The organism is Tenacibaculum sp. M341, assembly GCF_004337695.1.
GTDB lineage: Bacteria > Bacteroidota > Bacteroidia > Flavobacteriales > Flavobacteriaceae > Polaribacter.
Map to the genome: position 1 here is coordinate 42,801 of NZ_SJXJ01000022.1, position 12,102 is coordinate 54,902.

Sequence of the window (12,102 nt, forward strand, 5' to 3'; positions counted from 1 at the left end):
TTTAAAAAAACATAAATTTGCCTCCAACATAATTTAACAATAACCCCAATTATTGTTATTCAAACATAAAAATCATGAAAATAAGATCGTTAACTATTTTATCATTCTGCTTTATTTTAGTTACAGGAATTGCTCAAAAACAAAAATCAAAATCTGTTCGTATTGTAATACCTTCTTATCCTACTGAACAACCAGTAAAGGATATGGAATCTTACGCTATCAACTTCTTAGATAAAGCACAAAGAGCTTTACCTTTTAATGAAGAAGAATTACAGAAAGCATTAAACTTTGAATCATTTAGTCATCATGTAGGAGATGAAACTCCTAATTTATTTTTTGGTGTGCAAGGAGTAGGTGTTAATGATGTAAGAACAACTATTAAAAGATACGCTAGTAAAAAACAATACGAAGTGTATACTAAACCAAAAGAAAACACTAAGTTTTCTATTATGCTATTAGTAGATGGTGAGCCTAGACAAATTTTAGATTTTCTTGTTCCTATTCAAATAGGACAAGATAAAAAAGCCATTACTACTGTAACTACATTCTCTTTTGATGAGGCTGAAAAGTATTTAGACTTTAGAGATGTTGATAATGCAAAACCAACACCAACTTTAATCAAAGATTTTTTACAAAAGTATTTAGGAAAAGATTATTTAACTAAAACTGTTGTTCCTAAGTTAAAAGCTAAATACGATTACGGTTCAGAAAAAACTTCTCAAGCTTTTTACTACATTAAAGACAAGAAAAATAAGCCAGTTATTGAAGAAAGTAAAAAGAAAGTTGTTGAGCTGTACGACAATATTTTTTCTAAAATAAATACTTTAGAAGATTTAAGAGACAACAAAGCTCTATTTGATCCTTACATTGCATACTGGAAAGATTTATACGAAAAATACAAATCAACAAAAAAGCCAGCTTGGGCAATGTTAATGAACCTACATAACACTGCTATGATTACTGAAGATGTGGCTTTAGCAGAAGAATACTTAAACAAACTAGTAGCATTAGAAACAAAAAGCTGGGCTACAGGTTCTGCTAAAAACAGATTTAAAAGATTTAAAGAGCGTTACGATATTAATCACAACATTAATGGCGAAAGAATTTATGCTGAAGCTTATAAACTTGACAAAAGAATTGGTAAAGTTTTACAAAGCGAAGAGGCTAAGAAAAAAGCTCAAGCAAATGATATTGTTGGTGCAGCCGGATATGTAATCTCTTCTAAAGATGAAAAGTTTGAAGGTGAAGTTACTCTTAAATTTAGCAAAGAAGAAAAGAAACAACAAGGAACAATTGTTAGTTTAGACGGTGAAAAAATTCCTGGTAAATCTGTTTCTGTTAAATATAAAAATGCAAAAGGAAAAACTAGATTTAAAGAGTTAAAAGCTAAAAAAGTTAAAGAAGTTGTAGTTGACGATAAAGTTTACAAACCTATCAACCCAGAAACCGATGGATTACAAAAAGTAGCTAATGCTTTAAACTTTGCTTTCAGTAATGTTTTTTTAATGAAAGAACTTTATAAATCAGAAAAAGTAGGTGTTTACTTAAATCATAAAGATGATGGTGAGGGTGTATACTACTTAAAATTCCCATCTAATGAAAAAGCACAAAGAATAAAAATGAACTCTGATAGTAGTTTTGTTACTAGTGCTAGTGAGTTATTTAAAAGCTGTGCTTCTTTAGTAGAAAAACTTAAAAAAGGAGAATTTAAAAACACTGAGAAGGATTTAGTTGCTATTGCTAAATTATACTCAGAGTGTCAATAATAAACTCTTATTAATTATAAAACAAAAGTCGTGTAACATAAAAGTTATACGACTTTTTTTATGACTCATACTTTTTGAAAACGTAAACTCTTCACTCTATCTTCAAAAGTAGTTTCAGTTACCGAAAGCTTCGCTTGCTCAAATAATTGCAATAAATCTTCTGAATGCTTAGCTGAAGAAAGCTTTAACAAGTCAAAATAAGAAAAGGAACTCCACATTATAGCTTTAAGTACACTTTTAGTTTCGTCAAACATTCGTATTTCTACAAACAGCTTTTTATCTGTAAAATTGATCAATTGAGACTGAATAGTAACTGTTTCCATTAAAACAGCAGGTCTTAAATAAGCTATTTGATGAGTAGAAACCACCCAGCTTTTCCCTGTTTCTTTTCCGTGTTTATAAATATCTAAACCATAATTTTCAATTACTTGGTCTTCTCTTGCATTAATCAAGTAATTAAAATACTCTGCATTGTTTAAATGATTAAAAGGATCACAATCTTGAAATCGAATCACTGCTTTACTTTCTAATATTTGTTGTATTTCCATACTATTTATTTTTAAAATATACCAATCGGTATATTTTTGATTAAAAAAATTATTCTTTCAGTTCTTTATGTATAATATTCTTTACTGTTTTAGAAACATCTAAAAGATAATAATCATCTTTCATTATATGCGACATGTACACAGCACCTTCAATCATATAGAAAAAACGTTTTGCATACTCTTCACTATGTATTTCTTGCTTTATCTGTATTGCTTCTTTTGCTGCATTTATTAAAAAAGTAAACTGCGCTAAAATTCTTTCATTATAAGAACGCACTAAATTTGCTATTGCATTATTCTGATTATCAGAATCCACTCCAATATTTAAAATAGGGCAACCCCCAAATTTTTTACTGTAAATATAATAGCCTTCATAAAAACCAGCTACATTTACTAACATCTCTAAGGGAGTTTTTCCTTTAGCAACATATGCATTCAAGTCTTTTAAAACCAATCTTACAGAAAATTTAAATGCTTCAATAGCAACTTCTTCTTTATTTTTAAAGTGTCCGTAAATTGCTCCTTTAGTTAAACCTGTTGCTTCTGTAATCTTAGCCAAACTCATAGCAACATATCCATTCTTATTAAAAATTGGCGCTACGGTTTCTATAATATGTAATCGTGTTTTTTCAGACTTAGACATGTTACAAATATAATAAAATATACCGTTCGGTATATTTTATTATATTAAAAAACCTCTTATGATCAGAGGTTTTCTATTATTTCTCTAAAGCTTGTTCTAAATCCGCTATCAAATCATCAACAGACTCTAAACCTACACTTAAACGAATTAAAGAATTGGTGATTCCTATTTTTAAACGTTCTTCTTCTGGCATTGAAGCATGTGTCATCGTAATCGGATGATTCGATAAACTTTCCACACCTCCAAGTGATTCAGCAAGCGTAAATATTGTAGTACTTTCTAAAAAGCGTAATGCAGCTTCTCTTTTTTCATTTTTTAAACGAAAAGAAACCATTCCTCCATAATCATCCATTTGCTTACTGGCTATTTCATGGTTAGGATGATCTTCCAATCCAGGATAGTACACCTTTTCTACCTTCGAATGCTTATTTAAAAAATCAGCCACTGCCCTACCATTTTCACAATGCCTTTGCATACGAACATGCAATGTTTTAATTCCTCTAAGTGCTAAAAAAGCATCCATTGGTCCAGCAATTGCCCCGGCTGCAAATTGAATAAAATGTAACTCTTTTGCTAAATTTTCATCTTTTACAATTAAAGCCCCCATTACTAAATCTGAGTGCCCGCCTAAATATTTAGTTGCTGAATGCATTACAATATCAACTCCCATATCTAAAGGACGCTGTAAATATGGCGTTGCAAATGTATTATCAACTGCAACTAGAATTGCTGCGTCTTTATTTTTTACAGCTTTAGTAATAGCTTCAATATCTGCTATATTCATTAACGGATTGGTAGGCGTTTCTAACCATACCAATTTAGTTTTTGCAGAAATAGCGTTGGTAATATTTTCGGTTTTAGTAATATCTACAAAATGAAACTTTAATCCATATTTTTGAAACAAACGAGTAAACATTCTATAAGTCCCGCCATATAAATCATTCCCTGTTACTACCTCATCACCTGGCTTTAATAAACGTAAAACGGCATCAATCGCTGATAAACCAGAGGCAAATGCAAAACCTCTAGTACCGTTTTCTATAGATGCAAATGCATTCTCTAAAGCAGATCTGGTTGGATTTGCTCCTCTAGAATATTCAAATCCTTTATGAGCTCCTGGACTTGACTGTGCATAAGTAGAAGTTTGAAAAATTGGAGTCATAACAGCACCTGTTGCTTTTTCGTGCTGTTGTCCTCCATGTATTACTTTTGTATTAAACTTCACTTTTATACTAACTTATATAAATCCATGATCGTTCCTAAATGAATTCCTTCATGTAAATTATTGAAAGATATAGCATCATCTATAGAAGTAATAACAAAACCTGTACTTGTTTCATACTCTGTATACTCCTTAAAAATTCCCTCGTTATAATCTTCTTCTAACGTATCTGGCAACCCTGCTAACAACTCTTTCACCTCTTCAAAATCTTCAGCCGATATTTCTTCTGTAGGAGCTGTTCCTTTTCTATATTTTTCAATTAAATCATCTGGCACTAAACATTGTAATCCTGATAATTTATAGTGTAATAATTGTTGAGTAACTACTAAATGTGCTACATTCCATGCAATATTATTTTTAAATCCTTCTGGAATTTTATGTAGTTGTTCGTGAGTTAGTCCATCTATCTTTTTTAAAACTAAGTTTCTAGATATTTTTAAAAGATTAAATTGTGTAGTCATTTTGTGTGTAATTTTCAATGATAAAGATATTTAATTTCAATGAACCTTTGCGTTAATAAATTTAATAACCAATGAAAAAGATATTCTTATACATTTCAATATTTATTTTACCAGTATTGCTGCTAATTGGTGTTAATGAATTCACCAGAAAAACAAATACTAAAAACAAGTATAAAAAATATAATATTGTAACGGTTAACTCAGGAAAATACAATACAAACAGGTGTACTTGGGCATGCCATAATAATACTGACTTCTGCAAAAAACATCATGTTAAATTCCTAAAGAGTCATTATAAATATACTGATGGAATTTACTTCGGAATTATTCATTCTTTAAAGTCTACAGGAAATTATCAACTAGCTAATATTATTTTTTTAGTCATTATTATTCCGTTAGCATTGTATTTTTTCATTATAAAATCAATACAAATTCAATATAAAATTAACCGCTATAAAAAACTGTAAAGATGAAACAATTTTATACTGAAATATACGTGTATTGTACTGATTTTGTCATTAGCCTGGCTAATATAACTGGCTTATCATACTACGAAATCAACTTTTTATTTTTTTGTGTGTTATACCCTCTTGCTTTCTTTAGCCTTTTGTTTTTATACTTAATTCAGAAAAGAAGACTGAAAAAATATGTATCTAAATGATTTTTCTTATTTCCTTCGGAATAAATAGTACTTTTGAAAAATATTAAGCTAAAAACTTTTAACTCTTACAATGAAAAAAGTATATTTTTTACAAACTTGTGATACTTGTAGACGTATTTTAAAAGAAGTAAATGCGGATGATTTTGACAAGCAGGAAATAAAAACAAATCCTATAACTGTTGCTCAACTTGAAGAAATGTACAGTTTTACAAATAGCTACGAAGGGTTGTTTAACAAAAGAGCCAAGTTATATAGAGAAATGGATTTAAAAAATCAGAACTTAACTGAGCAAGACTATAAACAACATATTTTAGATGAGTATACTTTTTTAAAGAGACCAGTTTTTATTGTTGACAATGAGATTTTTGTTGGTAATAGTAAAAAAACAGTAGAGAGTTTAAAAGAGAAATTAAACAGTTAATCTAAATCGAACACTGTTAAATATAAAAAGGTTTGAAAAAGTAAGTTAAGTACTTTTTCAAACCTTTTGCGTTAGGGATTGCAGCATTGTTGGAGCTCTTTAAAAGTATGTAAAATACTTTTTAAAGCGACTGCTAAAAGCCCGACCCTTTATGGGTAACGCCCTAACTATTACTTAGCAGCTATTTCTACATTTGCTGACGATACTATAGCTGCTAGTTCATCTTTTGTTAATTTTGTTTTTAAACCTAACAACACTAATTCATCTTCTTTACTTCCAACTCTTAACACAATCTCTCTAATATGATCATTTCTTTCTAAAAAGTAAATTTCAGCTCTATCTTTTCCGTCTTTTGCTCTCACTAAAGTTTTAAAGTTATTACGTTTAATATACTTTCTAAAATCACTTGCCACTTTAGTATCTGGTTTCTCAAACACCATTACTTTAAAGTTACTTGCTTTCTCTAAAAGTTCTTCTTCATCTATATCATCATCATCCATAAACATTCTAACTAAAAATCCTGGTAGGTTTAACGACACTTCGGCATCAGCCTTGTGAGATTTATAAAATTGCTTGAAAGTGTTTTTTTGTGCAGTAATTGATACTGTTAAAAATAATACGATAATTGTTGTAATTCGTTTCATAATACTCGGTTTTAAAATGAAGACGATGTACCGTATTTTTTGTTACACTAGTTGTTGTTTTTCAAATAGGTATTGGTTCTTAACAATGCATTTTCTCTTATATCTTGCCAAAAAAGATTGATATCTCCTGCATGATAATTCTTTAAAAAAGACATGAAAAAGCGCAATGGAAATTTCGGATTACTACTCCATACTAAACCGTCGGTTATTTCTATTTTTAGTGCTTTATCATATATTTTTTCATTGCTATATAAAAAACCTTTGTGTTGTTGTAACGTAGTATTTTTATCTAAATTCCAAGTGATTGGATTCGTAGTTACACTCCCCTTGTACCAATCTTTGTCTTTCTTCGGATAATTCCCTTTTTTATAAGTATTCCAAGATATAAATCCGCCTGTTTCATTTGGAGTTGTCATTAATGGAATTGTTTTAAACTGATTTTCTTTTACTCTAATTCCAGGAATATATGCAGCTACTAATTGCTTTTGTAAAGGCTTATCATCAAAAAAATCTTGTAACAATCTTAATGTATGCGTTGTTCCTTGACTATGACCTACCATAATTATTGGTCGGTTATTATTATACTTTTTTAAATACGTTTCAAAAGCCCTTTTTACATCAGAATAGGCAAGTTCTTGAGCTTGTTTTCCACCAGTTTTATACATTGAATACGAACGTAAATGTGCTTGCCTGTAAAATGGTATATACACCTTACCTGTAGTAGCAAAAGCAGATGCTTGCATTAAAGCTGCTTTATTTATTACTTTTTCATTTTGTTCTTTATCTGTAATAGGTACATTCCAACGTGTATCTTTAGTATCTGAATTTAAGGTTGGATACAAATAAAACACATCCACCTGTAACGTATCTAATTTATTAGACGCATATTTTTTAAATCCTTCTGTATATTTTGTAGGTAATACTGCCCAAGAATTTTCAACATTATAATCTGGAGTAGCAGGAGCATCTTTCACTAAAAATTCTTTAGTTTGATACGTTGTTTTACAACTTGCAAATGCTACCATGATAAGCAACAAATAAATAATATTGATCTGTTTTTTAAGCATAACCGTTTTTAGGTTTTAGGTTGATTAAGTAGTAGTTAATTAATTCTAAATTACAAATTTCAGCTAAACTTTAGATGCCAAACCTACAAACTAAGATATAACTCTCCTAACGAAGTTGCTTCTTTTTGGGCGCTCCAATTATGCTGAATAGCACTTCTAGCTTCTTCGGATATGTACGGTAAACTTTCATTTATCAATCCTGAAAGAATTGACTGTAATTCATTTACGTTTTCAGGTTCAAATAAGTATCCCGTTTTTTTATCTGCTATTAATTTTGAATGAATACCAACACCTCTAGTAGCTACAGTAGTAACTCCACAACTCATTGCTTCTGCACATACTAATGAGAATCCTTCTGAATGTGATGGAACTACTACTATTTTTGACGATTGATAATAAGAAATAATATCTCTTGTTTCTTTTAAAAAAGTTACTTGATCCTCAACTCCATTTTCTGTAATAATCCTTTGTAAATTCTCAACATACTTTTCATTGTCAATTTTACCAATAATTAACAATTCAACATGCTTTGCAGATTTTAAAACAGGTACAATAGCATTAACCAAAGTTTCTTGTCCTTTAGCTTTTCTAATCCTTCCCGCACATAAAACACGAATTTTTTGGGAGTTTTCTGTTGTTGATTTTGATATTTGAGGAACAAATAAATTAGTATCTACTCCATGTGGAATTAATGTATTTGGTATTCCAATACCAACATTCATTTTTTCTGTAAGTGTTACTAAAGCATCTGACTTTTTAAATAAAAATCTGGACAAACCCGAAGGTTGGGTTTCTGCATGTCTGGTTGATATTAGCTTAAACTTAGCACCTACTATTTTTAACAGTAAAAAACGTAGCATTTCATTGTTTCTATGACAATGTACTACTACGTTTTTACCTGAATATAGTAATTTTAATAATTGTTTTCTTGAAATTTTCTCTCCTTCAACATTGTAACCATAAATAAAAGTATCAAACTGATCTTTTACATAAGGCAAAATATTTTCAATGCTTCTGGTAATTCCTGTTTTTCTTTTATGAAAATGCGTATGTATTAAAATTGGCTTGTTATTCATATAATCAAGCAAATTTTCTTTCAATAATTTCTAAAAAGCGCTTTTCATATTCCTCTTTCTCTCTCCAATCGTAATCTGGTTTTACCATTCTACTGATAAACTTTTTAGCTTCTTCTTCTGTTTTAAACGTATTTAACTGAGAAACTACTCTATTAAAATCTGTTTGATCGTTATCAAATAAATGCTTTACAAAGGCAATTCTATCGTTTAACCCAATTTGAATAGTCGTTTGTAAATGATCATTTACTGTTTTTTTAGGCTCTACTTTTTGAAACAAATCAGCCATAACATCTACCGGAAGCGTATCTTTCAGTTCATCTTCTAATGTAGGTTGTGATTTATCTTCTACTAATTCTTCCTCTTCTACAAGAGTTTCTTCTTCCACTATTTCATCAGTTACAGGAACTTCTGTAAACTCCTCTTCACCAAAAAGTAGATTCTCTAATTCATCAAAAGGCTGCTCTTCAATATTGTCTACAATATTTATCTTCTGCTCAATTACAGTAACTTCTTCCTCCTCTTCATCATCTTCTTTCAGCTCAATTACCTCAATATTTTCATCTAAATCGTGTACTTCCTTTTGCTGTAAAACTTCTTCAATTGTTTTGTCTAAAGGATCATCTAATGATCTTTCCTCTTCTTCAACAACAGTTTCTGGCGTCGTTTCTTTAAATTCTATTTCAGCCTCTTCTTCAATTACAGCTTCCTCTCCATTAATAAGTTCTGCTATTTTCTCATCAATAATTGCTTCTTCTGTGGTTTCAATTATCTCTTCTTCTTGTTCTTCTATTATATTTTCTACTTCTTCAGTAATTGTTTCTTCTACAATTGCTACTTCCTCTTCTATCTCTTCAACGCTAGCTTCAATTTCTTCATCAATTGTTTCTTCTTTTATCTCTACTTCTTGAGTAGCTTCTTCTACAATCAACTCTTCTTCTTCAATAACCTCTTCTATCTTTGTTATTTCTTCTACTAGCTCTTCCTCTAATTGAGTCGCTTTTAATTCTAAATCATGTGCCTTTCTAATTTCTGCTTTTTCAATTTTCTCTACTAATTCTTCTTTTGTTTCTTCAGCTTGAGGTGTTGTATTTATATAGTCTTCTACATATGCCAACACAGTTAACTTTTCATACAATGCATATGCCTTTTCTTTTAAAGCATGTACATCTTCTTTGTTCTTCATCTGTAAAATACTGTGTGCTAAACTCGTTAAATCTGAAGCTAGTTTTTTGTGCATAAGTTATTCGTAGGTTTTATTTTTTGCTCTTAAATTTTAATACATTTGTTGTTCAACTCAGACGAGACAAAAATAAATAATATTGAGCATTAAAATTACAAAATGTTTCTTGAAAACACAGTAAATCATACAGAACAATTTGGGTGGATAGAAGTAATTTGCGGTTCAATGTTTTCTGGTAAAACTGAAGAGTTAATTCGAAGACTCAAAAGAGCAAAATTTGCTAAACAACGCGTAGAAATTTTTAAACCTGAAATAGATGTTCGTTACGACGAGGAAGAAGTTGTTTCGCATAACGATAATCGAATTCGTTCTACACCAGTTCCTGCTTCAGCAAATATTAGATTATTAGCAAACAATGTAGATGTAGTAGGTATTGATGAAGCACAATTTTTTGATGACGAAATAGTGGCGGTTTGTAACGATTTGGCTAATAGAGGTATTCGTGTAATAGTAGCTGGTTTAGACATGGATTTTAAAGGAAATCCGTTTGGTCCAATGCCTGCTTTAATGGCTACTGCTGAATACGTTACCAAAGTACACGCGGTTTGTACCAGAACAGGAAACTTAGCACATTACAGTTTTAGAAAGGCAGAAAGTGAAAATATTGTACTTTTAGGTGAAACTCAAGAATACGAACCGCTAAGTAGAGCTGCTTATTATAAAGCTTTACAAAAGCAAGGTGTTCAAAATACAGAAGAAGAGAATGAATAATCATGTAACTGTTTTAGAAATTGATGCAAATGCCGTTTTGCATAACCTCCAATATTTTAAACAAAAATTACAACCTACTACCAAAATTTTGGCAGTTGTTAAAGCTTTTGGTTATGGTAGTGATGCTATTGAAGTTGCCAAAATAGTAGCTGATCATGTTGATTATTTTGCGGTAGCATACTCTAGCGAAGGAATATTATTAAGAGAGGCTGGTATTGATACTCCAATATTGGTATTGCACCCTCAAATTCCTAACTTAAAAGATATTGTTGAGTATAGATTAGAACCTAATTTATATAACTTCAAAATTTTAGAGGCTTTTTTAGCGTATGCTAGTGAAGTGCCTTTAATGAATTATCCTGTACATATTAAGTTTAATACAGGTTTAAACAGATTAGGTTTTTGGTATACTGATATTCCTAATATTTTAGCAGAAATTAAACAGTCTAACAATGTAATTATTCAGTCTGTTTTTTCTCACTTAGCAGCCAGTGAAGATCCGAATGAGCAGGAGTTTACTGTGAATCAAATCAATAACTTTGCTTACATTGTAAAACAAATTTATGATCATTTAGGATACGAACCTATGATTCATATTTTAAATACTTCTGGTGTAATTAATTACCCAAAAGCTCAGTTTGATATGGTACGTATTGGTATCGGTTTGTACGGATTTGGGAACGATGCTAATGAAACTGCTAACTTAAGAAATACACATAGTTTAAAATCTATTATTTCACAAATACACATAGTTCAACCAGGTGAAACTGTTGGATACAACAGAGCTTTTGTAGCTAGTAAGGTTACACAAAGTGCTACTATTCCTGTTGGACATGCTGATGGTATTTCTAGAAGATTGGGCGAAAAAAATGGATTTGTTATTGTAAACAACAAACCTGCACCTATTATTGGTAATGTTTGTATGGATATGATTATGGTTGATGTTACTAATATTGATTGTAAAGAAGGTGATGAAGTAATTATTTTCAACCATCAACAACATATTGAATATATGGCGCATAAGTGTGAAACAATTCCTTATGAAATTTTAACTGCTTTATCACAACGAATAAAAAGATTGGTGAAACGTTAAAAAATTCTTACATTGTAATTATTAACAATAATCAAAAAAAACAAATAATCATGTTAAAAGAATTTAAAGACTTTGCCATGAAGGGCAACCTAGTTGACATTGCCGTAGGTTTTGTAATGGGTGCTGCCTTTAACAAAGTAGTTTCTTCATTTACAGGAGGAATCGTTTCTCCTTTAATTGGTTTAATTTTCAATGCAGACTTTAAAGATTTAAAGTATGTTATTAAAGAAGGTGTAGCCGATGCCTCTGGAAAAGTATCTGGTGAAGTTGCTGTTTTATACGGTGAGTTTATTACTAACGTTATCGATTTTATTATTGTAGCATTTGTAATGTTTATGATTGTAAAAGGTGTTAACGCAATGAAGAAAAAAGAAGAAGAAGAAGCTCCAGCTGCTCCTGCAGGTCCTTCTCAAGAAGATTTATTAGCTGAAATTAGAGATTTATTAAAGAAACAATAATTCAGTTTTCTAACAATTTTATAAAAGCCATAACATTTGAAATGTTATGGCTTTTTTAGTTTTAAATTTCTATGCAACAAGTATTAAAAGC

14 protein-coding genes are annotated in these 12,102 nt (G+C 30.3%); 6 read left to right on the forward strand and 8 right to left on the reverse strand.

The annotated features are described in order from the left end of the window. The first annotated feature begins 74 nt into the window (after window positions 1–74). A complete protein-coding gene (locus EYW44_RS18645) occupies window positions 75–1,766 on the forward strand; it encodes a hypothetical protein (protein WP_132726268.1) in 1,692 nt (563 codons plus the stop codon). 65 nt (window positions 1,767–1,831) lie between these two features. Here EYW44_RS18645 and EYW44_RS18650 read toward each other — a convergent pair whose 3' ends face one another. From EYW44_RS18650 to EYW44_RS18665, 4 genes are all read right to left on the reverse strand, one after another. After that, window positions 1,832–2,314: an acyl-CoA thioesterase gene (locus tag EYW44_RS18650; protein ID WP_132726270.1), complete on the reverse strand. Its 483-nt coding sequence runs from the start codon at window positions 2,312–2,314 to the stop codon at window positions 1,832–1,834. Window positions 2,315–2,363: 49 nt separating this feature from the next. Continuing rightward, the gene (locus EYW44_RS18655) at window positions 2,364–2,957 is read right to left on the reverse strand and encodes a TetR family transcriptional regulator (RefSeq protein ID WP_132726272.1); all 594 of its coding nucleotides are present in this window, start codon (window positions 2,955–2,957) and stop codon (window positions 2,364–2,366) included. A gap of 76 nt (window positions 2,958–3,033) precedes the next feature. Further along, window positions 3,034–4,182 (reverse strand): cystathionine gamma-synthase, encoded by a 1,149-nt coding sequence (locus EYW44_RS18660; RefSeq protein WP_132726273.1) that lies wholly within the window; start codon window positions 4,180–4,182, stop codon window positions 3,034–3,036. A gap of 2 nt (window positions 4,183–4,184) precedes the next feature. Beyond that, window positions 4,185–4,640 carry a DinB family protein gene (locus EYW44_RS18665; RefSeq protein WP_132726275.1) on the reverse strand — a complete coding sequence of 152 codons (456 nt, stop codon included), beginning with the start codon at window positions 4,638–4,640 and terminating at the stop codon, window positions 4,185–4,187. A gap of 71 nt (window positions 4,641–4,711) precedes the next feature. Between EYW44_RS18665 and EYW44_RS18670 the strand changes: the two genes are divergently transcribed. Continuing rightward, window positions 4,712–5,107, forward strand: a complete 396-nt coding sequence (locus EYW44_RS18670) for a hypothetical protein (RefSeq protein ID WP_132726277.1) — start codon at window positions 4,712–4,714, stop codon at window positions 5,105–5,107. A 264-nt stretch (window positions 5,108–5,371) separates the two neighbouring features. Then, window positions 5,372–5,722: an arsenate reductase family protein gene (locus EYW44_RS18675; RefSeq protein ID WP_132726278.1), complete on the forward strand. Its 351-nt coding sequence runs from the start codon at window positions 5,372–5,374 to the stop codon at window positions 5,720–5,722. A 170-nt stretch (window positions 5,723–5,892) separates the two neighbouring features. On the opposite strand, the gene EYW44_RS18680 is transcribed toward EYW44_RS18675, so the two are convergent. From EYW44_RS18680 to EYW44_RS18695, 4 genes are all read right to left on the reverse strand, one after another. Continuing rightward, window positions 5,893–6,366, reverse strand: a complete 474-nt coding sequence (locus tag EYW44_RS18680; protein ID WP_132726281.1) for a DUF4252 domain-containing protein — start codon at window positions 6,364–6,366, stop codon at window positions 5,893–5,895. 47 nt (window positions 6,367–6,413) lie between these two features. Further along, window positions 6,414–7,433 carry a DUF3089 domain-containing protein gene (locus EYW44_RS18685; RefSeq protein ID WP_132726284.1) on the reverse strand — a complete coding sequence of 340 codons (1,020 nt, stop codon included), beginning with the start codon at window positions 7,431–7,433 and terminating at the stop codon, window positions 6,414–6,416. Between the two features lie 83 nt (window positions 7,434–7,516). Then, entirely contained in the window at window positions 7,517–8,509 is a 993-nt protein-coding gene (locus EYW44_RS18690; RefSeq protein WP_132726287.1) for a glycosyltransferase family 4 protein, read from the reverse strand. A gap of 4 nt (window positions 8,510–8,513) precedes the next feature. Further along, window positions 8,514–9,746, reverse strand: a complete 1,233-nt coding sequence (locus tag EYW44_RS18695; protein WP_132726289.1) for a hypothetical protein — start codon at window positions 9,744–9,746, stop codon at window positions 8,514–8,516. A 102-nt stretch (window positions 9,747–9,848) separates the two neighbouring features. On the opposite strand from EYW44_RS18695, the gene EYW44_RS18700 reads away from it, so the two are divergent. Genes EYW44_RS18700 through mscL form a run of 3 tightly spaced genes read left to right on the forward strand, consistent with a single transcriptional unit; the run spans window position 9,849 to window position 12,011 of the window. Then, entirely contained in the window at window positions 9,849–10,460 is a 612-nt protein-coding gene (locus EYW44_RS18700; protein WP_132726292.1) for a thymidine kinase, read from the forward strand. After that, the gene (alr, locus tag EYW44_RS18705; RefSeq protein WP_132726294.1) at window positions 10,453–11,553 is read left to right on the forward strand and encodes an alanine racemase; all 1,101 of its coding nucleotides are present in this window, start codon (window positions 10,453–10,455) and stop codon (window positions 11,551–11,553) included. The genes EYW44_RS18700 and alr overlap by 8 nt, the downstream gene beginning before the upstream one ends. Before the next feature lie 50 nt (window positions 11,554–11,603). Further along, window positions 11,604–12,011 (forward strand): large-conductance mechanosensitive channel protein MscL, encoded by a 408-nt coding sequence (gene mscL, locus EYW44_RS18710; protein WP_132726297.1) that lies wholly within the window; start codon window positions 11,604–11,606, stop codon window positions 12,009–12,011. The last annotated feature ends 91 nt before the right edge of the window (window positions 12,012–12,102 follow it).